This is a genomic window from Aeromonas sp. sif0611 (assembly GCF_019218845.1).
Taxonomy (GTDB): domain Bacteria; phylum Pseudomonadota; class Gammaproteobacteria; order Enterobacterales; family Aeromonadaceae; genus Aeromonas; species Aeromonas media.
In genome coordinates this window covers 445,901-470,961 of the sequence record NZ_JAHUWU010000001.1, presented here as the reverse complement: position 1 = coordinate 470,961, position 25,061 = coordinate 445,901, and the positions used below count along the sequence as shown (strand labels likewise).

The window sequence follows — 25,061 nt, the reverse complement described above, 5'->3', positions numbered from 1 at the left end:
GTAGAAATTCTAACCAAGCCGCCGGCACAAAGCATGAGTACTCACGCAACTCCATGAAAAGGACCGACGGAAAGCAACTAAATGTGAGTGAAAACACTTTCATAGTTTGTGAAAAAAGCGAAGATGGGTTGAAAACAGCCCCAACAGAGCAGAGGTAAATATGTTGCTAGAACCCGTAGACACAGCCAAAGCACGGCAACTATTGAATCAGAGTATGGCCTTGGTGCTCGCAGGGGGACGAGGCAGTCGCCTGAAGCAGTTGACCGACAACCGCGCCAAGCCCGCCGTCCATTTCGGCGGCAAGTTCCGCATCATCGATTTCGTGCTCTCCAACTGCATCAACTCCGGCATTCGCCGGGTGGGTGTGGTCACTCAGTACAAGTCCCACAGCCTGCTGCGCCACCTGCAATCGGGCTGGTCCTTCCTGCGCTATCAGATGAACGAGTTCATCGATCTGCTGCCTGCCCAGCAACGGGTGGACGAGGTGCACTGGTATCGCGGCACCGCCGATGCCATCTACCAGAACGTCGACATCATTCGCGACTACGGCCCCAAATACATAGTGGTGCTGGCGGGGGATCACATCTACAAGATGGACTATGCCGCCATGCTGCTCGATCACGTGCGCCTCGGCGCCAAGGTGACGGTGGCCTGCATCGAGGTGCCGCGTGCGGAGGCGTCCGCCTTCGGGGTGATGGACATCGACGAGCAGCGCAAGATCCGCGCCTTCGTCGAGAAACCGGCCAACCCGCCTGCCATGCCGGGCAATGACCAGGTCTCCCTGGCTTCCATGGGGATCTACATCTTTGATGCGGAATATCTCTATCAGCTGCTGGAGGAGGACATCCACAACCTGGAGTCCAAACACGACTTCGGCATGGACGTGATCCCGCGCATCGTGGGAGAGGGCAAGGCCTTTGCGCACCCCTTCACCATCTCCTGCGTCGGGGCCAAGGAGGGACAGAAACCCTACTGGCGCGACGTGGGCACCCTGGACTCCTTCTGGGAGGCGAACATGGATCTCGCCTCCGTGGTGCCCGAGCTCGATATCTATGACGAGAACTGGCCCATCTGGACCAGCCAGAACATGTCGCCTCCCGCCAAATTCGTGCAGGACAGAAACGGCCAGCATGGCATGACCATCAACTCCATGTTCGCGGGGGGATCGATCGTCAGCGGCTCCTTCGTGCTGAACTCGGTGCTCTTCACCAATGTGCGGGTGCACTCCTTCTGCACCCTGGATCAGGCGGTGATCTTCCCCGGGGTCGAAGTGGGGGCGGGCTGCCGCCTGCGCCGGGTGGTGGTGGACAAGGGCTGCAAGCTGCCCGATGGTCTGGTGGTGGGGGAGAACGCGGACGAGGATAGCCGCCGCTTCTACCGCTCCGAGCAGGGCATAGTGCTGGTAACCAAGGAGATGCTGGCCAAGCTGGGGTGACACCATTGCCAACGTCAGACGTCACAAGTAAAAAGGGAGCCGATATGGCTCCCTTTGTCTGTTCAGCCGGGCTGCTGATTATTTTTCGGTGATCAGGGCCTTGGCGGCCATCACCATGGCGGTGCCGTGCTTGCCGCCGGCGGCGGTCACTTGCGGCACGCCATCTTCGTCGGTGTCACCACCGGCGCCGTCGATGACGTTCTCGCCGGAGTCGCCTACCCACTCGGCCATCTGCATGCCGCCGTTGACGGTGCCACGGAACCAGCTCACGTACTGACCGGTCAGCTTGGCCAGCTCCAGCTCGGGTGCCTTCTCGGCCCCTTCGTTGCGCAGGTTCAGCATGGCGGAGCGCAGTGCGCCGGAGATGGCGGCCTGGGTCCAGGGGGTGTATTCACCCTGCTTGCCCGCCAGCCAGGTACCCGCCTTGGCATTGAAGTAAGCCTTGTCGGTGGCGATGAAGAGCTCGCGCGCCGCAGTGCGGTACTTGGCATCCGAGGTGGCCAGGAAGGCGGCGGTCAGGCCGCGGATGGCGGCAAACTGCGCGTCGATGGACTGGCCGGCGTCAAGCTTGCCACCCAGGGTCAGACCGTCATGGACCAGGCCGTTCGTGCCCACCAGCTTGCCGAGGATGAAGTCAGCCTGCTTGCGCACCAGCTCCAGCGCCTGTTGACCTTGCTGAGTCTTGAGGTTCAGCTCGCCATTGTCACCGGCGGCGTAGCCGACCGGCAGCGCATCCTGGGCGCGCTGGAAGATCTGCAGGGCGACCAGGGCGTAGGCGGCGTCAAAGGTGGTGACGTGCTTGCCCTGCTTGCCTGCTTGCCAGCTGTCGACCAGGGTGCCGGCCTTGGGCTCGAAGTGCAGGGCAGCCAGGTTCTTGAAGGTCAAGTTGGAGAGATTCAGCGCCAGGGAGAAGGCATCGCTGCCCGCCACCGCCTTGCCTAGATCGTTGGTCTGGTTGGCGGCCGGGGCGGCGGCGAACGGGGCGCCGTCAAACACGGCGTGGAAGGCCGGGTTCTGGTTGGTGTTGGCGCCGCGCTGATCGGTGAAGGCGTAGAATTCGGAGAGCGGCCACAGCAGCATCCAGGCGTCACGCAACTGGGCGGAGCCGTCTACCACCTCGAGCTTGCCGATGGCACCGACGTCATTCTTGCCGGCCTCGGTCACCTTCACCTGATGGGGGAAATAGACCACACCCTTGGCCGGATCGTACTGGGGGGTGATCTTGGCGCCCAGCTGCTTGCCATCGAAGCCGATCTGGCCCTGCAGGATGGCCAGCTTGTCGATGGACTGCTCGGTCAGCATCATGCCGTTGAAGCCGTCGGCGGCAGAAACGCCCAGCTTGTGCTTGCCGTCCTGATCCATGGTGGCGGACGCGGCTTCCACCTCTTCATCGCTCTCGGCCACGTGCATGCCGCCCAGGAAGTCCTGGGACCACAACACCTCCTTGAGCAGGATGCCGCCCACGGCTGCGGGGACCAGCAGGTTGTCACTGCCGCTCCAGCGCAGGGTGGCGTAGTCGCGGAAGTAGGCGGGGACCTGGGTCTTGACGCTCTTCTCGTTGCCCTTGGCGGTCTTGATGGTGATCTGGTCGCCGTTGACCGGGGTGGCGTTCACGGCTTGTGCGAACTCCGGGTTGGCGGAGGCGTAGGGCAGGGAGAGGGGATACATGCCCTGGGGAATTTCATCGGCCGGGAAGCCGACGGCCTCGGCCATGGCCAGCACCCGCTTGCCCAAGTCGGCCAGGGTGCCACCGCGCGCCTGGTTTTGTGGTCCGTTCACCAGATGGGGGCCCATGCCGGACTGGTAGTTCAGCGCGTACATGGCCTCTTCGGAGTATTCATAGGATTCGATGCCGGCGGCGAAGTCGAACGGGGTGGGCTCGTCGGCGCGGTTGGCGTCCAGCACGTCCAGATCCAGCCCCAGCGCCTCGGCCAGCGGCTCGCCGGAGAGTTCGAATTCGGTGTAGGCCAGCATGTTGGCGGCGGTGTTGAAGGTCTTGTCTTCCACCTTGACGGCAGCGTGCGCGGCGCTGCTGAGCAATGCACAGGCGATCGCCTGCACCAGTACGGTCTTTCTCATGTCCTTTTCACCCATATGTTTGATTTTATTATGACGCTTCTCATGAATCTAAATGAGAATGGTGTGCATTATGAGGCAAAGGGGGTGTCTTGAGAAGAAAAAACCGCGCCCTTAAGGAGGGCGCGGCGGCAGGCGTTACATCAGCTTGAAGGGGATCACCAGGCGACCCGGCTCTACCTTGAGGGCCTCGACCTTCTCCTTGATCCTGGCCTCGTTCTTGCGACTGCCGTCGAGCCGATAGACGGGGGTCTGGGAGAGGAAGAGGGAGAGCGACTGGTTGAAGGTGGGCAGCAGCGGTGTGAGGGCGGCGCCCACGTCGGCCGGCTCGGTCTTGACCGAGATGAGCTCGAGGTCTCGCAGGTAGATGGCGCCCTGCTCCGCCACATAGTCCGGGCGGGCGCTCAGGGAGAGGCGCACCTTCATCTGCTGGCTGCCAAGGGGGCTGGCCACTTCCAGATCGCCGGCGGCATCCAGCTCGACCCGGTCGGTCTGGCGGCGGCCGATGCGGCTTTGCATGTCATCGAGGCGGATCTTGCTCGACATGATGCCGGGGATCCCCAGCTGTTTCTCGAAGGCGACTCGCTCCTTGAGGTACTGGTTTATCTCCCCCTCGCTGACGCTGTACTGGGTGAGAGAGCAGGCCGCCAGCAGCAGGGCGAAGGGGAGCAGAAGCAGGTGCTTTAACATGGGAAGGTTCCATCAAATGGGTGGCAACAACGGATGGCGCCATCTTAGGGGCAAAGCGGGTCGGCCGCCAGTGGGGGCGGGCTGACCCCGTTTCTGTCGCATCCCCCATATGGGGATGGCAATCCGTGTTCATTCGAGTAGCGTTGTCATCCCCTGCGCCAACAGGCCCGCCGTGCCGCTGTCCCCGCAATACCCACAGACAAGCTCCTGTTTTATCGATTCAAAATCCCATTGACCCCGTGATTTCAAAGCGAGTATTTTACCGCCGCACAAAATCAAATTGATAATCATTATCATTTTGAATCTTCTTTGAGGGTGTAACGTGAAGACTCGAGTAATGGAAAATGGCGCACCTGCCGAGGCGAAGATGTTGCCTGATTTCTTGTTTACCTCGGGTCAGGGCACGATCAGTGCCACTGACCTGGGGCAACCCATCACCACCCCCGCCTGCGAGTGGCCCCTGCTGGCGCAGCAGATAACCTTGGCCCTCGATGCCGCCAGGGTTGCCGGTCAGACCAACCCTCTGCTTATCGGTGCCTTCGCCTTCGACCCGGCGGAAGCCTCCTGCCTCTATGTGCCCGGCCGCTATGAGCGGGGCGATCGTCCTGTCCCGTTGGCACAGGCGCCGGCGATAGACGCTGTGGCAGAGCAGGCTGTCGAGGCCAACCGGGTCATCTCGGTGCAGAGCACCCCGGCGTCTGGCGAATTCCAGGCCTCGGTGAGTGCTGCGCTGGATGCGTTTGCCCAAGGCAAGCTCGCCAAGGTGGTGCTGTCGCGCAAACTCACTCTTACCCTGCACCAGCCCGCCGACCCTAAGCAGGTGATGGCCCGTTTGATGGCCCAGAATCCCCACGCCTTCCACTTCTCCCTGCCGCTCGGTCAGGGCCGCCGCCTGCTGGGCGCCAGCCCCGAGCTGCTGCTGCGGGTCAGCGGGGGAGAGGTGTTCACCCATCCGTTGGCGGGATCCGCCAGACGGGCGAGTGAACCGGCGCAAGACGAGGCGGTGGCCCGGGATCTGCTGGCTTCTCGCAAGGATCAGCATGAACACAAGTTGGTGATCGACGAGATCCGCCGGGTGCTGACGCCTCACTGCCGCGAGCTGGCGATCCCCTCTCATCCTTCGCTGATGAGCACGGATACCCTCTGGCATCTGGGCACCCCCATAGCCGGGCTGCTCAATGGTGGTGAGGCGTCGGTACTCTCCTTGGCCTGCCAGCTTCATCCCACCCCGGCCCTGTGCGGCTATCCCACCGATCTCGCGCGCCAGTTCATCCGCGAGCAGGAGCCCTTCCGGCGAGCCCTGTTCAGCGGCATCGTCGGCTGGTGTGACAGCCAGGGCAACGGCGAGTGGGCAGTGGTGATCCGCTGCGGCGTGCTCGATGGGCATCAGGTGGAGCTGTTCGCCGGCGCCGGCATCGTCGCGGGCTCGGATCCCGCCATGGAGTGGGCCGAGACCGGCACCAAACTGGGGACCATGCTCAAGGCCCTGGGCCTGAGTCCGGAGGTGGCGCAATGACCCAGTCCAACCGCTTCCTGCCCTATACCCGCTGGCCTGATGCCTTGGCCCAGCAGTACCGCGCCAAGGGCTATTGGCGCGGCGAGCCCCTGACCGCCATGCTGGCGCGCCAGTGCGAGCTGGCCCCCGACGCCGAGGCCATTCTCTGCGGCGATCGCCGCTTCAGCTATGGCGAGCTGGACGCCGCTTCGAGCCAGCTGGCCGGGCGTCTGGCCCGCCACGGCCTGGGGGTGGGGGACACCGCGCTGGTGCAGCTCCCCAACGTGGCCGAGTTCTATCTGGTGTTCTTCGCCCTGCTCAAGGCCGGCATCGCGCCAGTCAACGCGCTCTTTAGCCACAACCGGCTGGAGCTCATCTCTTATGCCGAGCAGATCACTCCGCGCCTCTTTATCGGCTCGCTGGCTCATCCGCAGTTTGCGAACAAGGGTTGCGAGAGCGAGCTGCTGACAACCATCGGCGTCGAACTGGTGCTGCTGGATGGCGATGGGGGGGAGCTGGGGCTGACCCGCTGGTTGGCGAAGGGGGCTGAGAGTGAGCCGGTGAAATCTGGCCCGACCCCGGCGGACGAGGTGGCCTTCTTCCAGCTCTCCGGCGGCAGCACCGGCACACCCAAGCTCATCCCGCGCACCCACGATGACTACCTGTATAGCGTGCGCCGCAGCAACGAGATTTGCGGCCTCGGCCCCCATACCCGCTATCTGTGCGCCCTGCCGGCGCCCCACAACTTCCCCCTGAGCTCCCCGGGCGCCCTGGGGGTGTTCGAGGCGGGCGGTACCGTGGTGCTCGCACCCGATTCCAGCCCCATCAGCTGTTTCCCGCTCATCGCCCGCCACCGGGTCAATCTCACCTCGCTGGTGCCGCCGGCGGTCTCGCTCTGGCTGCAGGCAGCGGAAGCGGATCCCACCGCGTGCACCCAGCTCGAGAGCCTCGATTTGCTGCAAGTGGGCGGCGCCAAGCTGGGGGAGGCGGTGGCCAGCAAGATTGGGCCGCTGCTCGGCTGCCGGCTGCAGCAGGTGTTCGGCATGGCGGAAGGGCTGGTGAACTACACCCGGCTGGACGACCCCGACGAGAAGGTCATTCACACCCAGGGCCGCCCCATGAGCCCGGATGACGAGGTGCGCATCCTCGATGAGGCGGGCAATCCGGTCGCCCCCGGCGAGCCTGGCGCCCTGCACACCCGCGGCCCCTACACCTTCCGCGGTTACTACCAGAGCCCGGCCCACAACGCCCGGGTGTTCGATGCCGAGGGCTTCTACTGCTCCGGCGATCTGGTGGTACAGGATGCCGATGGTTACCTCACCGTGGTCGGGCGGCAGAAGGATCAGATCAACCGGGGCGGCGAGAAGATCGCGGCGGAAGAGGTGGAAAACCAGCTGCTGCACCACCCGGCCATCACCCATGCGGCCCTGGTCTCCATGCCCGACAGCGCCATGGGGGAGAAGAGCTGCGCCTTCATCGTCAGCACGGATCCCGCCTTGAAGCCGCTGGCCTTGCGCAAGTTTCTGCGCGAGCGCGGGGTGGCGGACTTCAAGCTGCCCGACCGTTTCGAAACCCTGGACGCCCTGCCCATGACGGCGGTGGGCAAGATTGACAAGCAGGGGCTGCGGGCGCGCATTGCGCACGCCATCGCCGCCAACCAGCCTCTACAGCATAAAAACTAGTAAGGAATCATGACGTTATGGCTATCCCAACCCTGAACAATTACGCCATGCCCAGCCAGTGGAAGGCCAACAAGGTCAACTGGTCTCTGGAACCCAAACGCGCCGCCCTGCTGATCCACGACATGCAGGAGTACTTCACCGCCTTCTATGGCGAAAACAGCCCGCTGATCGCGGCCCTCACCGAGCGCCTGGCCGCCGTGCGCAAGCAGTGCAAGGCCCTCGGCATTCCGGTCTTCTACACCGCCCAGCCCAAGGATCAATCCCCTGAAGATCGCGCCCTGCTGAGCGACATGTGGGGTCCGGGTCTCAACAAGAGCCCCGAGCTGCAGCAGGTGGTGGCGGCGCTCTGCCCAGAGAGGGACGACACCGTGCTGGTCAAGTGGCGCTACAGCGCCTTCCAGCGCTCCGAGCTGGAGCAGATGCTCAAAGCGCTGGGGCGGGATCAGCTGATCATCGGCGGCATTTACGGCCATATCGGCTGCATGATGACCGCCTGCGACGCCTTCATGCGTGACATCCAGCCCTTCTTCCTGGCGGACGGGGTGGCGGACTTCTCCCTGGCCGACCACCAGATGGCGCTGGACTACGTGGCGACCCGCTGCGGCAAGGTGATCCCCTGCGAGGAGGTGCTGGCCCTCGCCCCGGCTTCTGCCGCCCAGAGCAATCTGTTGCTGACCAATCCGCTCCTGACCAATCCGTTGCTGACGTATGAGGGGCTCAAGGCGCGGCTGCTGAGCCACATCGACGAGGACGAAGGGGAGTTTGACCCCGACGAGAACCTCATCGACTACGGTCTGGATTCGGTGCGGATCATGGCCCTGCTCACCGAGTGGCGCGCCGCCGGGGTGGAGCTGGGCTTCGTGGATCTCGCCAAGCTGCCGACCCTCAATGGCTGGTGGCGCCTCATCGAGGCCAAGCTGGCAGCCCAGGCGCTCGAGGTGACCCCATGAACCGCTTCCCCTTGACCATCCCCCAGCAGGGGCTCTGGTCCGGACATCTGCTCAACGACGACAAGGCGATGTTCAACACCGCCGAGTGCATCGCCTTCGACGGCAAGGTCGAGGCGGCCGTGCTGGTCGCAGCCCTTGCCAAGGCGGTGGGGGAGTGCGAGGCGCTCAAGGGCCATTTCGAAGACGATAAGGAGGCGGTCTGCTTCGTCCCGGCCGAGCTGCCCCTGGCCTATGCAGAGGTCTCCCTTGAGCGCGATGACGAGACGCTGGCCCGCGCCTGGGCCTGGGCCGATCTGCGCCGCCCGTTCGAGCTGAGCCAAGAGGCGCCCTGCCGTTTCGCCCTGCTGCGCGGCCCTGGCCGCGATTATCTCTACAGCTGCGTGCACCACATCGCCCTCGACGGCTTTGGCACCACCTTGCTGTTCCAGCGCATCGCCGAGCTGTATGCAGAGGGGCTGACCGGTGAGATGAACTCCCCATCCCCCTTCGGCTCTTTGACGGAGGTGCTGGCCGAAGAGGCGAGCCGCGAGCAGAGCGGCAAGAACGCCGCCGCTCGCGCCTTCTGGCAGGAGCAGCTGCAAGCCTGGCCCGAGGTGACATCCTTTGGGTCGTTACGGGCGCCGATTGCCGCCGACTTTATTCGCGAGAGCCGTCCGCTGCCGGCGGCGCTGTGGCAATCTCTGACCGGCTTTGCCGACGAGCACAAGCTGGGCTGGCCCGATCTGCTGCTGGCCGGCCTCTCGGCCCAGCTCTCCCTGGCAAGTGGTCAGCGCCAAACCCTGCTCGGCCTGATGATGATGAACCGCATCGGCTCGGCATCGTTGACCGTGCCCTGCATGCAGATGAACATCACCCCTCTTGCTCTGGAGCTCGAAGAGGGGATGGATCTGGCGGGAGCTGCCGGCGCCGTGGCCAAGGCCAAACGCGGGGTGCGCAAACACCAGCACTACCGCTACGAACTGCTGCGTCGCGACCTTGGCCTGGTGGGGGGCGACAAGCGCCTGTTCGGCCCGCTGGTCAACATCATGCCATTCGATCACGCTCGCCGCTTTGGGCCGCTATCTGCCCATATTCTCAACATCAGCGCCGGCCCGGTGGAGGATCTCACCATCGAGGTGCAGGTCGGCGTCGATGGCCAGCCACGCCTGGATCTGGACGCCAACCCCGGCTGCTACCAGCAGGGGGATCTGGCTGCCATCGCCGATACCCTGTTTGCCCTGCTGGGCCGCTGGCTGGCCGAGCCCGCCCAGACCCTGGGAGCGCTCAAAGCCGACTGGCTGGCCGAGCAGCGGGCCAGAGCCCTGATCGCCGGCCCCGCCCATGAAGTGATCAAGGCACGGCCGGTGCTGGAGGCGCTCTGCCACTTCGCCGCCCAGACCCCGGACAAGATCGCGCTGGAGCAGGGAGAGGCCCGCTTCAGCTATGAGGCGCTGCTGGCCAGAGCCGAACAGATGGCGGCCGCCCTGCAGGCCGCAGGCGTCGCCCCCGGCGACAAGGTGGGGGTCATGCTGGCCCGCACCCCCCAGGCCATCTTCGCCCAGCTGGCGGTACTGCTGGCGGGCGCCGTCTACGTGCCGCTCGACCCTGAGCAGCCGCTGGAGCGTCAGGGCCATATTCTGCGGCTGGGGGAGGTCAAGACCCTGATCACCCAGGCCGAGTACCGCCACAAGCTGGCCAGCCTGTTTGAGGGGCGCACGCTGCTGGCGGGGGATCTGGTGAGCGATGATCGGCTCAACCAGCCGGCCGCCGGCCGCGCCGTCGCCTACCTGATGTTCACCTCGGGCTCCACCGGTCTGCCCAAGGGGGTGGCGGTCAGTCACGGCGCGCTGGATCACTTCGCCGCCGCCGCCCGCTGCCGTTATCACCTGGATGAAGACGCGCGGATGCTGCAATTCGCCCCCTTCAACTTCGACGCCAGCATCGAGGAGGTGTTCGCCACCTTGAGCGCCGGCGCGACTCTGGTGCTGCGCACCGACGCCCTGCTCGAATCCATGCCCGCCTTTGCGGCCGGGGTGGAGCAGATGGGGATCACCCACCTCGACCTGCCCACCGCGTTCTGGAACGAGTGGGTGGTGGCGCTGACGGCGGGTCAGGCCCATATTCCTGCCGGGCTTGCCACCGTCATCATCGGCGGCGAGGCGGTCTACCCCGAGCAGCTGGTCCAGTGGCAGCGCCAAGGCCGCTCCGATGTGCGCCTGTTCAACACCTACGGCCCCACCGAGACCACAGTGGTGGTGACCACCCAGGAGCTGCAACAGGAAGACCCGAGCCAGGCCCAGTTGCCCATCGGCCTGCCGCTGCCCGGCATGCAGGCGCTCATTCTGGGGGCGGGGGAGCAACCCGCCAGTGAGGGTGAACTGGTGCTGCTCGGCCCGCAGCTGGCCAACGGCTATGTGGGCAGCGCGCAGAGCCCGAATGTGCAGAGTGCGCAGGGCGGTTTCGGCACCCTGCGGGTTGGCGCGGAGCAGATGCCCGTCTACCGCACCGGCGATCGGGTGCGATTGGTGGATGGCCGGCTGGTCTACCTCGGTCGGCGCGACAACGAATTCAAGATAAGCGGCTATCGCATCCAGCCCGGCGAGGTGGAGGCCCAGCTGCTGGCCCTGCCGGGGGTGGACGAGGCCTGCGTGCAGGGGGTGAGCATCGGCAGCGTGCGCCGGCTGGTGGCCTTCGTGGCGGGGCCGGAGCGCGACAGCCGGGTCATCAAGGCGCAGCTGGCCAAGGTGCTGCCTGCCGCCATGATCCCCACCGACTATCGCCACTATGACCAGCTGCCCCGCACCGGCTCCAACAAGCTGGATCGCAAGGCTCTGCTGGCCGCCTACCAGGCGGGCGGCGAAGCCCTGACCCTGGGCAGCGAGACCGAGAACCGGGTCGGCGCCATCTGGCAGCAGATCCTGGGGCTCGCCACCATGGCGCCTGCCGACAACTTCTTCGAACTGGGGGGCCAGTCCCTGCAGACCATCCAGATCGTCAACCGGCTCGGCGCCGAGTTCGGGGTGCAGGTCAAGGTCTCCGACGTGTTCGATCACCCGCGCCTCGACGACTTCTGTCGTTTCCTCGACGGCCTGCTTGCCGAGGACGAAGAGAGCGTGGAGATGGTGTGGTGATGAGCAAGGAGCAACAAGCAATGACCTTTGATTTCACTGGCAAGCGGGTCTGGGTGACCGGGGCTGGGCGCGGCATCGGCCGCGAGGTGGCGACGCAGTTCGTGGCGGCCGGAGCAATCGTGGTGGGGTTGGATCTGGCGTTTCCCGAAGCCGACTACCCCTATGCCACCCGGCTGCTCGATATTGGCGATTCGAAGGCGGTCAACGCCTGCTGCGCAGCGCTGCTGGCGGACGGCGGGCTCGATGTGCTGGTCAACGGGGCAGGGGTGCTGCGCCTCGGCCCTGCCGACGCCTTGAGCGATGACGACTGGCACGACTGCATGACGGTCAACGCCAGCGGCGTCTTCTACCTGCTGCGGGCCCTGATGCCCCACTTCAAGGAGCAGCAGCGCGGCGCCATCGTCACCATCGGCTCCAACGCCGCCCATGTACCGCGCATGCAGATGGCAGCCTATTGCGCCTCCAAGGCGGCGGTCACCAGCCTGACCCAGACGGTGGGGCTGGAGCTGGCCCCCTTCGGCGTGCGCGCCAACCTGGTGTCGCCGGGCTCGACGGATACCCCCATGCTGCGCGGCATGCTGCCAAGCGAGCAGGCCATGGCCCGCACCATTGCCGGGCTGCCGGAGCAGTTCAAGCTCGGTATCCCCCTGCGCAAAATCGCCACCCCGGCGGAGATCGCCCATACCGTCCTCTTCCTGGCCTCGGATCTGGCCAGCCACATCACGCTGCAGGATCTGGTCGTCGACGGCGGCGCCACCCTGAGTGCCTGAGGCTTGAGAAACAGATGAACAATATGATTTTGCTGTTGAAACAGCTGGAACGGCAGGGGGTCAAGCTGGCTCTGAACGACAAGGGCCAGCTTATCTCCCAGTCGAGCAAGGAGGCGGTAACGCCGGCCATCGGCGCCACCATCAAGGCCAACAAGGATGAGCTGGTGCGCTGCCTGATGGCCCGCGCCGCCTTCGAGGCGCCCATTCTTGCGCAACGTGATGCCGAGGGCGCCCGGCAGGGGCCGCTCTCCTCGTCCCAGAGCGGGCTCTGGTTTATCGAGCAGTACGAGGAGGCCTCCCACCTCTACAACATGCCGGTCTATTTTCGCGTCAAGGGAGAGCTGGACACGGCGGCGCTGGAGTTTGCCTTCGACCACCTGTTTGCCCGCCACCCCAGCATGCGTACCCGCTTCATCAAGGACGAGGCGGGCAGGGGGGCGCAGGAGATCCTGCCCCACACGCCCTTCAAGCTGCATATCGAGGACGTGAGCGCAGAGCCCGCAGCCGAGCGCGAGGCCTATGTGGCCCGCCGGGTGCGCGAAGAGATAGGCCGCCCCTTCTCCCTGACCAAAGGGGATCTCAGCCGGGTGCACCTTATTCGGCTGGGCAGCCGCGAGCACGTGCTGCTGATCACCCAGCACCACATCATCTCCGACGGCTGGTCGGTCAAGAACATGTTCGCGGATCTCAAGCGCGCCTTTCTTGCCCACCAGAACCGCGAGCCCCTGCAGGTGAGCGAGCTGCCGCTCACCTACATCGACTATGCCCGCTGGTTCAACTCGCCGCGCTTTCTCGATTATCACGCCGAGTTCAAGCCGTTCTGGGTCGACCGGCTCGGTGGCAGCCCCGAGGTGCACGGTCTGCCGCTCGACAAGCCGCGCCCGGCCCATCAGGCCAGCGGCGGCGAGCTGGTCTTCTCCACCATCGACAATGAGCTGTGGGAGAGCTTCAAGCGCCTCTGCCAGCGCCACAGCACCTCCAACTTCATCGGCCTGCACGCCCTGTTTGCCTTGCTGATGGTGCGCCAGAGCGGCGAGAAGGAGGTGGTGATCGGCACCCCGCTCGCCTATCGCGAACGCCACGAGATCGAGTCGCTGGTGGGCTTTTTCGTCAACACCCTGGTGCTGCGCACTCAACTCAGTGGCAAGCCCAGCTTTGTCGACTACCTGCAGCAGTGCCGGGAGGAGGACTTGGCGGCCTTCGATCACCAGCTCTACCGCTTCGAGGCGCTGGCCGAGGCCATCGGCGCCGATCGCACCACCGCCATCAACCCCATCTTCCAGATCATGCTGGTCTATCAGGCCAAGGTGGACTTCAACGATCTCATCCCCGGCTGCCAGCTGGTGGAGGAGACCTCGCCTGTGCTGCCGGCCAAGACCGACATCTCGGTGAAGGTGACCGAGCTGATGGACTCCGTCAGGGTGGACTGGCTGTTTGCCACCGCCCTGTTCGAGCGAGAGACCATCCAGGCTCTTGCCGATCGCCTGTTGCACCTGATGCGCGCCGTGGTGGCGGCCCCCGAGACCGACATCTGGCAGCTACCGCTGGAGGCGGGCACCGACCAGGCAGCGATGGCCGCACAGCTTGCCGAGCTGCCGCAGGACTACCCGAGCCGCGACACCCTGCTCTGTCATATCGAGCGGCGCGCCGGGAAGTCGCCGGACGCGCTGGCGGTGAGCGACGGTGCGCAATCTTTGACCTATGGTGAGCTGGAGGTGCGTGCCAACCGGCTGGCCCACTGGTTGCTGGCTTGCGGCGTCACCCCGGGCGCCGCCATCGGCATCCAGGCCAGACGCGATGTCGCCTTCGTCATCGCCCTGCTCGCCTGCTGGAAGGCGGGGGCGGCTTATGTGCCCCTCGACCCTACCTATCCCGCCGAGCGGCTGGCCCATATCCTGAGCGACGCCAGTATTGCGCTGGTGCTCGGGGGAGAGCCGGATGCCCGGCTTGCCGAGGCCATCAAGGGCACAGATGCCGGTTACCACAACCTGCACCAGCTGGCGCTGGACAAGATGCCAACCAGCACGCCGGCACTGCCCCGGGACGCCGCCATGCTGGCCCAGATCATCTACACCTCCGGCAGCACCGGCCTGCCCAAGGGGGTCATGGTGGAGCAGGGCAGCCTGGTCAACCTGATGGCGGATCACGGTGAGCGCATCGCCCTTGATCAGAACGGGGCCATGTTCAACTGCATGTCTCTCTCGTTTGATGCGGGCAACATGACCAGCTTGCTGCCCCTGTACTGCGGCGCGGCCCTGCACTTCGGCGAGCCGGGCGAGGGGGTGATCGCCGCCGCCATGGCCAAAGGCGCCAGCCATATGATTTTGCCGACGGCCCTGCTTGCCAACCTTTTGCCACCGGCGGATCTCGGTTCCCTCAAGGCCATCGGCTTTGGCGGCGAGGCGTGCCCGAGCAGCCTGGTGGAGCGCTGGGGGGAGCGGGTGGCCCTCTTCAACATGTACGGCCCGACCGAGTGCACCGTCACCGCGCTCTGCGCGCGGCTCACCCTGGGGGCGCCCATCACAATCGGTCGCCCCGTCAACCACCTGAAGGCGCTGATCCTGGACGAGGCGGGCAACCTCTGCCCGGTGGGGGTCCCCGGCGAGCTCTGCCTGGCAGGGTTGGGGCTGGCCCGCGGCTACCTCAATCTGCCGGAGCGCACCCAGGAGGCCTTTATCGAGCTGGCGCTGGCGGAACGTGCCCATCGCCTCTATCGCACCGGCGATCGGGCCCTGCTGCGCCGCGACGGCAACATCCAGTATCTGGGCCGGATAGACGAGCAGATCAAGCTGCGCGGCTATCGCATCGAGCCGGGGGAGATAGAGACCCGGCTTGCCGAATTGTGCCCGGCCATCCGTCAGATCAAGGTTGTGGTGCAGGAGGGGCGCCTGCTGGCGTATGCCTGTTTGCAGGCCGGGGCGAGCGAGCCCGACGGCGATGCCCTGCTGCAGCGGGCCGGCGAGTGCCTGCCCGAATACATGGTGCCGGCGCGCCTCTGCTGGCTGCCCGAGATGCCGCTCACCCCCAACTGCAAGCTGGACTTGCGCCGCCTGCCCGCCATCGTCTGGCAGCAGAGCAAGGGCGAGCCGCAAAACGAACTGGAGCAGACCGTGCTCGCCATCTGGCAAGGGGTGCTCAAGCAGCCGCTCGGGGTGGAGGATGATTTCTTCCGCTTAGGCGGTGACTCCATCCTCAGCATCCAGCTCACCACCCGGTTGCGGGATGCGGGGCTGCACTGCAGCGTGAAGGACGTGTTCGAAGCCAAGACGGTGCGCCGCCTCTGCCGCCAGCTCGGCCAGCAGCAGGCGGTCAGCCACAGGAGCGAGCAGGGCAGCCTGACCGGCGAGTTCCCGCTCCACCCCATCCAGCACTGGTTCTTCGAGCAGGGCTTTGCCAGGCCAGGTCACTGGAACCAGGGGGTGATACTGCGCCTGCCGGCCGGGGTGGAAGACGAGGCCCTGCGCGGCTGGCTGGGTGCCCTGCGCCAGCACCACGACGCCCTGCGCCTGGCGGTGACCCCGACCGGTCAGCACTATCTGGCCGAACTGCCATTGCCGCCGCTGCCGACCCTGGATGCCGGCAGCCTGGATGAGGCCGGGCTGCAGGCCCGCCTGAGCGAACTGCAGGGGGATCTCGATCCCGCCTGCGGCCATACCCTGGCCTGGGCCCGCCTGCGCAATTTGACGGTGGACGGGGAGACGGTGGAGGGGCTCTTCCTCGCCTTCCATCACCTGGTGATCGATGCGGTCTCCTGGCGCATTCTGGCCGAGGATCTGGCCCGGGTGAGCAGGGGCGAGCCCCTGCCCGCCAAGGGCAGCAGCTATCGCCAGTGGGGCGAGGGGCTCGCGGCCTACGCCAAACGGGAAGAGGAGCAGATGGGCTTCTGGCTGGCTCAGGGGGAGGGCTGCGAGTCAGGCTTGCTTTCGGCGCAACGTGCCGCCGATGGTCGCGCCGCCGCCAGCCTGCTGCAACTGAGTCAGGAGACCACGGCCCGCCTCATCGACACCGCCAACCAGGCCTACTTCACCCGGGTGCCCGACCTGCTGCTGGCGGCACTGACCCGTACCCTGAGCGAGCAGGGTTACGGCAGCCGTCACTGCGTGATGCTGGAAGGGCACGGCCGTGAGGCCATCGATGCCGAACTGGACGTGAGCCGTACTCTGGGCTGGTTCACCAGCACCTACCCGCTGGCGCTGGAGGATGCCGGGGCCTGGGATGGGCTGGTCTGCGCCACCAAGGAGCAGCTGCGCACCGTGCCGGACAAGGGGGTGGGCTTCAACGCCCTGCGACTGCACCACCCCCGTGGCTGGGCACTGCCCCAGGCCCTTGTCGTCTTCAACTATCTGGGGGTCAGCCATCAGGGCGTTGCAAGCCAAGCCTGGCAGCCCCTGCCGCTGGCGCCGGGGGCACCCACGTCCCCTGACAACCTGCCGCGCGAGCTGGTCAGTCTGCACGGTGGCGTGTTTGATGGCCGCCTCACCCTGCGCCAGGTGGGCGCCCTCAACCAGCAGGCGAGCGACGCCCTGATGGCACGGCTGGCGGACAACCTGACGGCGCTGGTGGAACACTGCTGCACGGTGAAGGCCCCACGCCATACCCCGAGCGACTTCCCGGGGCTGGGCCTCTCGCAAGCCGCGCTCGATCGGGTGCTGAGCGGGCGTGAGGTGGAGACCCTGCTGCCCATGACCTCCTTGCAGCAGAGCATGTTCCATCACAGGGCGCTGCTGCCCCGGGATCACGCCTATCACCTGCAGACCGAGTTTGACTATCACCAGCCGCTGGACGTGGCGGTCTACCGTCAGGCCTGGCAGGGGCAGATCGCCCGCTGGCCGGCCCTTCGCAGCGAACTGGTGCTGACGGACGGAGTCGCGCTGCAGCGCATCATGAAGCACGCCGAGCTGCCGTTCCACTATGAGGACTTGTCCGAGGTGGGAAATGCGGTGGGAGAGGCAGAGGCACGGATCCAGGCCTACCGTGAGCAGGATCTGGCCCGCCCGATCCCGCTCGAGCAGGCCCCCCTGCTGCGCCTTGCCTGCTTCAAACTGGCCCCCGATCACCACAAGGTTGTCTTCAGCGCCCATCACGGCGTGCTGGATGGCTGGAGCGGACCCGTGTTGCTGGGGGCGCTGCATCGCGGCTATCAGGCTTTGATGAACGGCCTGTTGCCACAGCGCGATCCGGATACCGCCTGGCTCGAATTTGGCCGCCATATCGTGAGCCAGACCCGCAGCGCCGACGCCTACTGGCAGGGGCGTGGCGAGCTGCTAACAAAGCCTAACGATCTCGCCTGCCTGTTCGGGGTGACGCTGGACGCTAGCTCAAGCGGGCGCCATACCCAGCAGCGACCGGCGGTGTGCGCCACATCGTTGCCGACCGAGGTGGCGACCTTGCTCGCGCGCAGGGCCCGTGACCTTGGCGTGACCGCAGGCCTGTTGGCCCAATATGCCTGGCACCGTCTGCTGGCATGCCGCTCTGGCGATGCCGTCACCCTGGTGGGGAACGTGACCCCGGGCCGGGACTATCCCATCGAGGGGATCACCGCAAGCGTCGGGCTCTACATCAACAGCCTGCCGTTGGCCCTGGCGTGGCGCACCGAGCTGAGCCTGGCCGAGCATATCGCCCGGTTGCAGACTGACCTGATGGCGCTCAATGAGCACGGAACCCAGTCGCTGGCGGCGCTGACCAAAGGCCGGGCGCGTCTGTTCCAGAGCCTGTTCGTGTTCGAGAACTACCCCATGCCCGCGGCCCCTGCCGCCCCCGAGCCCCATCAGTTGGTGCCGCGCTTTGGCGCCGTGGTGGAGAAGGTGGAGCTGCCTCTGTCGCTCGTGGTCAGCAGCCGGGGCGAGACGCTCCAGCTGCGCCTCGAGTTCGACGGCGAGCAGATCCCCGAGGCCCAGGCCGAGGCGGTGCTGGCCGACTGGCTGGCCGAGCTTGGCTGGCTGGCGCAGGCGGATCTGGGCCAGCCGGCCAGAGTGGCGGCGGCCGCGCCGTTCCCAGCACAAGGAGCTGCCATACCATCTACAGCCACATCATCGACTGTCACCAGGGCTGAGTCCGGTCTGGCTCAGCCACCGGCCGAGGCCCGCAGGCTGGTGGCCCTGTGGGAGCGCCAGTGCGGCGTACCCGGCATCTGGCAGCAGACCCTGTGTGAACTCGGGGTGGATTCGGTGCAGCAGATCGCCCTGCTGGTGGCCCTCAATGAGGCGTTTGGCCAGGAGCGGGCGCCGCTTACCCTGCAGACCCTCAAGGCCCACCCATCCCCCAGCCGGCTCTATCGGCACTGGCTGGTGCGCCAAACGGAGGCCGCGCTATGACAGTGACCATCAAGCATGAGGCTCCGCTCGTGCAAACCCGGCCTGCCCCCCGTGAGGGGGCGGCCAACCTGGGCGCGCGGCTGGCGGCCTGTCTGGCCGCCACCCCGCTGGCTCCCGCCATCCGTATGGGCGTGGGCATGAGTGTGGACATGGCAGAGAGCCGTGACGGTGCAATCACAGGGCAGTGGCTCAGCTACGGCGCGCTCAATGCCAGGGTCGGCGAGATTGCCGCCCGATTGCAGGGACTGGCGGTGGGGGAGCGGGTCGGTCTCTATCTCTCCCGCAGCCCGGATCTGGTGGCCAGCCTGCTGGCCTGCCTGCGCCTCGGTCTCACCTTCGTGCCCCTTGAGCCGGACTTTCCGGTGGAGCGGCTGCAGGGGATCGCCCGTCAGGCGCGCCTGTCGGCGGTGATCTGCGACGGCGACAGACCGGCTCCCGCCTTCGGCTGTCCGCTGCGCACCCTCGATGGGCCGGCAGCGGCAGGGCCCGTCTCCTGGCACCAGGTGGATGACGCCCTGGCCGCCTACATGATGTTCACCTCGGGCTCCACCGGCGAGCCCAAGGGGGTGGTCATCAGCCGCCGGGCCCTGCTCTGCTTCCTCGACGGGATCCGCGAGCGGCTCGGGCTTTCACCTGGCTGCCACTGGCTCTTTATCACCACCCCGGCCTTCGACATCTCCCTGCTGGAGATGCTGGGGCCGCTCTGGGGCGGGGGCCGGTTGACGGTGGCCGGCGGCGAGCACAACAAGGATCCGCTGGGGATGCTGGCGCTGCTCGAGGGCGACCCCTCCATCAACTGGCTGCAGGCCACCCCGGCCTGCTGGCGCATGCTGCTCAAGGCCGGCTGGCAGGGGCGCGATACCCTCACCGCCCTGTGCGGCGGCGAGGCGCTGGACCCAGGCCTGGCCGAGCAGCTCTGTGCCCGCACCCGGCGACTGTGGAACTGCTACGGGCCCACCGAGGCCACCGTCTGGTCCCTGGTGAGCGAGGTGCACTGGCCACCGACTGATGGCCGGATCACCATCAGCCACAGCCTGCCCGGCTATCGCCACTGGGTGCTGGATGAGGCGGGGCAGCAGGTGCAGGAAGGGGAGGTCGGTGAGCTCTGCATCGAGAGCCCGGCCCTGTGCGAGGGGTACTGGCGCAAGCCGGCCTTGACCAGCGCCGCCTTCCTGCGCCTTGCCACCCATCGCCTCTATCGCACCGGTGATCGGGTGAGGCGGCTGGGGACGGACCGTTTCCTCTATCTGGGTCGGCGCGACGATCAGGTCAAGCTGCGGGGCTTTCGCATCGAGCTCGGGGAGGTGGAGGCGGGACTGCGCCGCCAGGCCGGGGTGCAGGAGGCGGCGGTGCGCCTCTTTGGCGAGGGGGACGAGGCCATGCTGGTGGGCTACGTGGAGGCGAAAAGCGGGGTGACCCTCCATCGCCTGGCCCTGCGCAAGGGGTTGCAGGCGACGCTCCCTCACTACATGGTGCCAGCGCGACTTATCCTGCTGGATGCCCTGCCCAAGACCGGCAGCGGCAAGCTCGATAGAAAGGCGCTGCCCCTGCCGGAGTAGCATTGCCCGTTGCTCGCAAGCGTTGATAAACAAAAAAGCCCGCATGATGCGGGCTTCTTGTTGGCAGTCAACCGAGATGGGGATCAGTGCGCGATGGGGGCCGCGTCCGGCTTGGTGAGCAGCTGCTCGACGTCGTCGATCACCTTGAGCGCCGCCTGGGGCCCGCCGGTGGAGGTCCAGAGCGACCCGTCCACGGCGCCGAAGCGCTTGCCCTTGATGGCGCCAAGCTGCTGGAAGGCCGGGGTCTGCTCGGCCTGCTTCATGGCATCCACCGCATCGCCGCTGGTGCTCAGGGTGCCGACCACCAGCCAGTCACCGTCCAGCAGGTTGAGGGATTCGAGACTCAGAGCCGGGGAGTGGGGGCTCTTGTCGCCGATCTGGTGGGCAGGGCGAGCCAGCCCCATCTCGGTGACCACGCTGCTGGCGAAGGTGCCGCCGTGCATGTAGCTAGGCCCCTTGGGGTTCCAGCGCACTATGCTCACCTGCTCCCCCTGGTGCTTGGCGAGCTTGCTGCGGGCCTCTGCCAGGCGGGCGTCATAGCGGGCGAGGAAGGCCTTGGCCTCGGCCTCCTTGTTCATCACATTGGCGCTGCGGTTGAACACGGTTTTCCAGGGCTCGCCCCAATTGCCGGTGACCACTGTGGGGGCTATCTCCTGCAGCAGGGCCAGCAGCTCTGGCTTGGTCTGGCCGGTGAGGATGAGATCCGGTTCGAGGTCTATCAGCTTCTCCAGATTGGGGTTGTCCAGATCCCCGACCACGGCGATCTCCTTGCCCGCCTTGTCCAGCAGATAGCGGGGCAGGGTGGACTGGCCGCGGCCGTTGACTGTGCCGACCGGTTGCACCCCCAGGGTCAGGGCGCTGTCGAGGTCAAGCTCACTCAACACCACGACGCGCCGGGGCGCATCGGGGACAGTGTGGGTCTGGCCGTTGGCATCGAGTACCTGGCGGGTGCCTGCCTGGGCCTGAAAGCCGACCAGACTGGCCAGCATGAGCGCGGCGGCCAGGGGGGAGAAGATCTTCATGGTTACATCCTTAATGGGTGAAATCGGCGGCACTCTTGGCCCATGCAGGGCAGCCCCTGTTGGTCGTGCCTGCCAGCCTGAAACCGGGGTCCAAATGGGCGGGGACATGCTACCACAGAAGCGCAAGTGAGAAACATTGTCATTTGTATTTGTGGTGTCTGCCCTGGGGGTTTTGTTACCATGAGGCGCCATTGCAAGGAGCCCAGATGCCCCCCTTATCCCCTCTCACCGCCTTCCTTTTGCAACGGGATCACCTGCTGCTGCCGGGTACGTCCCCCTTGACCCTGCATCGCATCTGCTTCGATGCCGCCGCCTTTACCCCCGCCTGCTTCGCGGCCCACGACATGGCGCTGCCCGCCAGCCTGGAGCGTGCGGCCCCCAAGCGGCTGGGGGAGTTTCTGGCGGGGCGCCTCGCGGCCCGCGAGGCCCTGCGCCCCTTTGGCCTTGCGGGGAAGGGGGTGGCCATCGGGAGCGCCCGCGAGCCCCTGTGGCCTGCGGGAATGGAGGGGAGCATCAGCCACAGTCAGCTGGCGGGGCTGGGGGTGGCGCTCTGTGGGGTGCGCCCCGCACAGGGGGGAATGGGGCTGGATCTGGAGGCCTGGCTGGGGCCGGAGCAGGGGAGTCAGCTCTGGCCCGGCATCGTCGATGAGGATGAGTGGGGGCGACTGGAGGGCGGGGCCCGCGCGTTCGGGCTGGACAGGGCCAGAGGGCTGACCCTGGTGTTTTCCGCCAAGGAGAGCCTGTTCAAGGCGCTCCATCCCAGGGTGGGGCGCTACTTCGACTTTCTCGATGCCCGCTGGCTGGGGATGACGGCCCAGAGCCTCACCCTCGAGCTGAAGGTCCCGCTGACGCCGACCCTGCCGGCCGGCTGGCGCTGCACCCTGCACTGGCAGCCGCTGCCGGGGGGCGTGCTCACCGCATTGTTGCTATGAGAGTGAGGCTTCGACCCAGACAAAGAAACCGCCATCAGGCGGTTTCTTGCCATCCGGCTCAGGCCGATTGCGCATGGTCGACGCGCCGACGGGGCACTATGACGGGGGCACCGTCGCCGGGGGCGTGCAGTATGTCCACATCTGTCTGGTAGAGCCGATCGATGAGGGACTTGGTCACCACCTCCCGGGCCGGGCCCATGGCCTGGATGCCGCCATCCCCCAGGGCAATCAGCTCGTCGCAGTAGCGGGCAGCGGTGGCGAGATCGTGGATGACGATGAGCACCGTCTTGCCCTCGGCGGCGACCCTGTGGATGGCCTCCATCACCTCGGTCTGGTGGCCTATGTCCAGGGCGCTGGTGGGCTCGTCCAGCAAGATGAGATCCGCATCCTGGGCCAGCACCATGGCGAGCCACACCCGCTGGGCCTGGCCGCCGGAGAGGGAGCTGGCGCTCTGCTGCCAGATGGCATCGAGCTGCATCCGCTCCCTGGCCCAGCCCACCATGCGGGCGTCCTCCTCGCTCCACTGGGTGAACCAGCCCTGATGGGGATGGCGGCCGTACTGCACCAGCTGTTCGACCCGGATGCCGGGCGGCACCAGGGGGCGCTGGGGCAGGTAGGCCAGCTCCCGGGCCAGGGCCTTCATGCCATAGCTCCCCAGGGGCTTGCCCTTGAGCAGTATCTCCCCGGACTGGGGCTGCTCCTGGCCAGCCAGCAGTTTGAGCAGGGTGGACTTGCCGCCCCCGTTGGGGCCGACGATGCCCACCAGCTTGCCCTGGGGGATGGAGAGGGAGATCTCCTTGAAGATGGCCTTGTGCTGATAGCCGAAATGGAGTCGATTCACGGTGAGCGTCATCAGGCGGCCCTCGGTCTGTCTTGGAAATGGATGAAGGGCATGGTCAGTCCGCCCGTTGTCTGTCTTTGATCAGGATGAACAGCAGCAGCAGGCCGCCGAGAATGCGGGTCATGATGCCGGTGGCCACCTCGTGGGGGCTGGCCAGTAACCGCACCAGGGTGTCGCTGGCGAGCAGCATCAGGGCGCCGCACAGGGCCGCAATCCAGAGCGGCACTATGCGATCCCGGGAGAGCCAGGAGGCGAGAATGGGGGCCGCCATGGCGATGAAGACCACGGGGCCGCCGATGGCGGTGCCAAGGGCCGCAACTATGATGGCCTGGGCCAGCACCCCGAGCTGCACCCGGTTCACGTTCACCCCCAGGGTTTTGGCGGTGACGGGGCCGAGGCGCAGCACGCCGAGGGCGCGGGAGAGATAGACGACCCAGGGGCAGACCAGCAGGATCAGTATCCCCACCGGCAGCACAGTGCCGTAGCCCTGGCCGACGAAGTTGCCCATGTTCCAGAGATAAAGGCTGGTGAGGTGCACCAGGGACTGGGTGGACATGGCGAACTGGCCGATGGCGTTCATCAGCTCGGAGACGCCGATGCCGATCACCACGAACAGGTAGCCCTGCTCCCCCGGCTTGTTGCACAGGGCATAGAGCACGGCGGCGGCAAACAGGGCGCCGAAGGGGGCGGCCCACCAGGGCCAGCTGCCGAGGGTCAGGTAGAGGGAGAAGATGATGATGGCAAGGGACGCCCCCTCGTTGACCCCTATCATGTCCGGGGTGGCGAGGCGGTTGCGGACCAGGGTCTGCACCAGGCAACCTGAGAGGCCCATGGCGGCGCCGGCCACCAGCACGGCGACGATGCGCGGCAGCCGGATCTTGAACACTGTCACCTGGTCGAGTCGGCTCCCCTCTCCAAGCAGTGTCTGGATCACTCCCGGCATGGTGATCTTGCCTGAGCCCAGGGTCAGGGCCAGCAGGGAGAGCAGGGTGAGGGCGAGCACCAGCGCCAGGGTGACGAGCCAGGCGCGGCGCTCCAGCAGCAGGGTGCGGCGGCCGAGGCGCAGGCGCAGGGTGCCGGTGGGGACCAGGGTCCCGGGCAGGGAGCCCGTCAGGGTGTCATTCGTGGGGTTGTTCATGGGAGGGCACCTTATTTGACGGCCAGCAGGGAGCGGAAGCCTCCGCTGCGCACCACCAGGATGAGCACGGGGGCGCCGATCAGCGCCAGAATGACGCCGTTGGGCAGCTCGAACGGCTGCAGCAGCCAGCGCGCCAGTATGTCGGCCCCGAGCAGGAACAGCACCCCGAACAGGGCGGAGAAGCGCACCTGGATGGCGAGGCGCACCGGCTCCACCAGGCGGGCGCAGTAGGCGGCCAGGAAGCCAACGAAGCCGATGGGCCCGGCGATGGCGATGGCGCAGGCGGTGAACAGAGTGGCGGCCAGCAGCACGCCGATGCGCACCCGGGTCGGCCGGATGCCGAGCGCCTGGGCCTGGTTGTCCCCCATCTGCATCAGGGTGAGCTGGCGGCAGAGCGCCAGGGTCAGCAGCAGGGCGGCCAGCGCGAAGGGGGTGACCGTCAGCACGGACTCCAGGCTGGAGGCGGCAAGGGATCCTAGGTTCCAGAAGCGGAACTGCTCCAGCACCACCCGGTTGGAGAGCAACAGGAAATTGGAGAGGCCGCCGAAGGTGGCGGAGAGGGCGACCCCCACCAGGATGAGCTTGAGGGGATTGGAGCGCCCCACCATGAGACCGAGGCCGAGCACGATGAGGTTGCCAAGCAGGGCCCCCATGCCGGACCAGAGCAGGTAACCGTAGGCGGATTCGACGCCAAACCAGGTGAGGCCTATCACCAGGGCGAAGACGGCGCCGGCGTTGACCCCGAGCAGGCCGGGTTCGGCCAGGGGATTGCGGGTGGCGCTTTGCAGCATGGAGGCGGCGAGCGCGAGACAGACCCCCACCACCAGGGCCGCCAGGGTGCGGGGCAGGCGCAGGGTATTGACTATCATGGCGAGTTTTTCATCGGCCAGGAAGGCGGGATCGCCCATCAGGAAACCGGCGACCTCGCGGCCACCATAGACACCGGCACCTGTGGCCAGTGACAGAGAAATCAGCAGCAAGAGGAGCAGCACTCCGAGCCAGAACAGCTGTGCTTGGTATCTGAGCACGCAACAACTCCTTTGATAC

At 66.4% G+C, this 25,061-nt stretch carries 15 protein-coding genes; 9 read left to right on the top strand and 6 right to left on the bottom strand.

All coding sequences use genetic code 11. The annotated features are described in order from the left end of the window. Positions 1-160 precede the first annotated feature (160 nt). A complete protein-coding gene (gene glgC, locus KW824_RS02035) occupies positions 161-1,435 on the top strand; it encodes a glucose-1-phosphate adenylyltransferase (protein ID WP_042648499.1) in 1,275 nt (424 codons plus the stop codon). A gap of 78 nt (positions 1,436-1,513) precedes the next feature. Here the strand turns inward: glgC and KW824_RS02030 are convergent, their stop codons facing one another. Both KW824_RS02030 and KW824_RS02025 read right to left on the bottom strand, forming a co-directional pair. After that, positions 1,514-3,514, bottom strand: a complete 2,001-nt coding sequence (locus KW824_RS02030; protein WP_218408741.1) for a hypothetical protein — start codon at positions 3,512-3,514, stop codon at positions 1,514-1,516. Positions 3,515-3,649: 135 nt separating this feature from the next. Further along, positions 3,650-4,201: a lipoprotein gene (locus KW824_RS02025; protein ID WP_042648500.1), complete on the bottom strand. Its 552-nt coding sequence runs from the start codon at positions 4,199-4,201 to the stop codon at positions 3,650-3,652. Between the two features lie 322 nt (positions 4,202-4,523). Between KW824_RS02025 and KW824_RS02020 the strand changes: the two genes are divergently transcribed. Genes KW824_RS02020 through amoH form a run of 7 tightly spaced genes read left to right on the top strand, consistent with a single transcriptional unit; the run spans position 4,524 to position 20,081 of the window. Beyond that, positions 4,524-5,717 carry an isochorismate synthase gene (locus tag KW824_RS02020; protein ID WP_218408740.1) on the top strand — a complete coding sequence of 398 codons (1,194 nt, stop codon included), beginning with the start codon at positions 4,524-4,526 and terminating at the stop codon, positions 5,715-5,717. Next, complete coding sequence (amoE, locus tag KW824_RS02015; protein WP_218408739.1) at positions 5,714-7,378, top strand: amonabactin biosynthesis (2,3-dihydroxybenzoyl)adenylate synthase AmoE; 1,665 nt, start codon at positions 5,714-5,716, stop codon at positions 7,376-7,378. The genes KW824_RS02020 and amoE overlap by 4 nt, the downstream gene beginning before the upstream one ends. Before the next feature lie 17 nt (positions 7,379-7,395). Then, the gene (gene amoB / locus KW824_RS02010; protein ID WP_218408738.1) at positions 7,396-8,328 is read left to right on the top strand and encodes an amonabactin biosynthesis bifunctional protein AmoB; all 933 of its coding nucleotides are present in this window, start codon (positions 7,396-7,398) and stop codon (positions 8,326-8,328) included. Next, positions 8,325-11,438, top strand: a complete 3,114-nt coding sequence (amoF, locus tag KW824_RS02005) for an amonabactin biosynthesis non-ribosomal peptide synthetase AmoF (RefSeq protein ID WP_218408737.1) — start codon at positions 8,325-8,327, stop codon at positions 11,436-11,438. The genes amoB and amoF overlap by 4 nt, the downstream gene beginning before the upstream one ends. A 20-nt stretch (positions 11,439-11,458) precedes the next feature. Then, positions 11,459-12,208 carry an amonabactin biosynthesis protein AmoA gene (gene amoA, locus KW824_RS02000; RefSeq protein WP_218408736.1) on the top strand — a complete coding sequence of 250 codons (750 nt, stop codon included), beginning with the start codon at positions 11,459-11,461 and terminating at the stop codon, positions 12,206-12,208. A 14-nt stretch (positions 12,209-12,222) separates the two neighbouring features. Then, complete coding sequence (gene amoG, locus KW824_RS01995) at positions 12,223-18,522, top strand: amonabactin biosynthesis non-ribosomal peptide synthetase AmoG (RefSeq protein WP_218408735.1); 6,300 nt, start codon at positions 12,223-12,225, stop codon at positions 18,520-18,522. Next, on the top strand, positions 18,519-20,081 hold the full coding sequence (gene amoH / locus KW824_RS01990) for an amonabactin biosynthesis glycine adenylation protein AmoH (RefSeq protein ID WP_218408734.1): 1,563 nt from the start codon (positions 18,519-18,521) through the stop codon (positions 20,079-20,081). Before amoG ends, amoH begins: the two co-directional genes overlap by 4 nt. An 83-nt stretch (positions 20,082-20,164) precedes the next feature. Here the strand turns inward: amoH and KW824_RS01985 are convergent, their stop codons facing one another. Beyond that, complete coding sequence (locus tag KW824_RS01985) at positions 20,165-21,103, bottom strand: iron-siderophore ABC transporter substrate-binding protein (protein WP_218408733.1); 939 nt, start codon at positions 21,101-21,103, stop codon at positions 20,165-20,167. 206 nt (positions 21,104-21,309) lie between these two features. Between KW824_RS01985 and KW824_RS01980 the strand changes: the two genes are divergently transcribed. Then, positions 21,310-22,035, top strand: a complete 726-nt coding sequence (locus KW824_RS01980) for a 4'-phosphopantetheinyl transferase (RefSeq protein WP_218408732.1) — start codon at positions 21,310-21,312, stop codon at positions 22,033-22,035. A 58-nt stretch (positions 22,036-22,093) separates the two neighbouring features. On the opposite strand, the gene KW824_RS01975 is transcribed toward KW824_RS01980, so the two are convergent. From KW824_RS01975 to KW824_RS01965, 3 genes are read right to left on the bottom strand one after another with little or no spacing between them, the layout of a single operon-like run. Next, positions 22,094-22,888: an amonabactin ABC transporter ATP-binding protein gene (locus KW824_RS01975; RefSeq protein ID WP_041205522.1), complete on the bottom strand. Its 795-nt coding sequence runs from the start codon at positions 22,886-22,888 to the stop codon at positions 22,094-22,096. Between the two features lie 43 nt (positions 22,889-22,931). Further along, positions 22,932-24,014 carry an amonabactin ABC transporter permease subunit 1 gene (locus KW824_RS01970; protein ID WP_218408731.1) on the bottom strand — a complete coding sequence of 361 codons (1,083 nt, stop codon included), beginning with the start codon at positions 24,012-24,014 and terminating at the stop codon, positions 22,932-22,934. 11 nt (positions 24,015-24,025) lie between these two features. Further along, positions 24,026-25,042, bottom strand: a complete 1,017-nt coding sequence (locus tag KW824_RS01965) for an amonabactin ABC transporter permease subunit 2 (protein WP_043132296.1) — start codon at positions 25,040-25,042, stop codon at positions 24,026-24,028. Between the last annotated feature and the right edge of the window lie 19 nt (positions 25,043-25,061).

Bases quoted from the DNA above. Each gene is read 5' to 3' on its own strand.
- KW824_RS02025 (WP_042648500.1), bottom strand. From the start codon at position 4,201: ATGTTAAAGCACCTGCTTCTGCTCCCCTTCGCCCTGCTGCTGGCGGCC.
- amoF (WP_218408737.1), top strand. From the start codon at position 8,325: ATGAACCGCTTCCCCTTGACCATCCCCCAGCAGGGGCTCTGGTCCGGA.
- amoA (WP_218408736.1), top strand. From the start codon at position 11,459: ATGACCTTTGATTTCACTGGCAAGCGGGTCTGGGTGACCGGGGCTGGG.
- KW824_RS01975 (WP_041205522.1), bottom strand. From the start codon at position 22,888: ATGACGCTCACCGTGAATCGACTCCATTTCGGCTATCAGCACAAGGCC.
- amoG (WP_218408735.1), top strand. From the start codon at position 12,223: ATGAACAATATGATTTTGCTGTTGAAACAGCTGGAACGGCAGGGGGTC.
- KW824_RS02030 (WP_218408741.1), bottom strand. From the start codon at position 3,514: ATGAGAAAGACCGTACTGGTGCAGGCGATCGCCTGTGCATTGCTCAGC.
- amoB (WP_218408738.1), top strand. From the start codon at position 7,396: ATGGCTATCCCAACCCTGAACAATTACGCCATGCCCAGCCAGTGGAAG.
- glgC (WP_042648499.1), top strand. From the start codon at position 161: ATGTTGCTAGAACCCGTAGACACAGCCAAAGCACGGCAACTATTGAAT.
- amoH (WP_218408734.1), top strand. From the start codon at position 18,519: ATGACAGTGACCATCAAGCATGAGGCTCCGCTCGTGCAAACCCGGCCT.
- amoE (WP_218408739.1), top strand. From the start codon at position 5,714: ATGACCCAGTCCAACCGCTTCCTGCCCTATACCCGCTGGCCTGATGCC.
- KW824_RS01970 (WP_218408731.1), bottom strand. From the start codon at position 24,014: ATGAACAACCCCACGAATGACACCCTGACGGGCTCCCTGCCCGGGACC.
- KW824_RS01985 (WP_218408733.1), bottom strand. From the start codon at position 21,103: ATGAAGATCTTCTCCCCCCTGGCCGCCGCGCTCATGCTGGCCAGTCTG.
- KW824_RS01980 (WP_218408732.1), top strand. From the start codon at position 21,310: ATGCCCCCCTTATCCCCTCTCACCGCCTTCCTTTTGCAACGGGATCAC.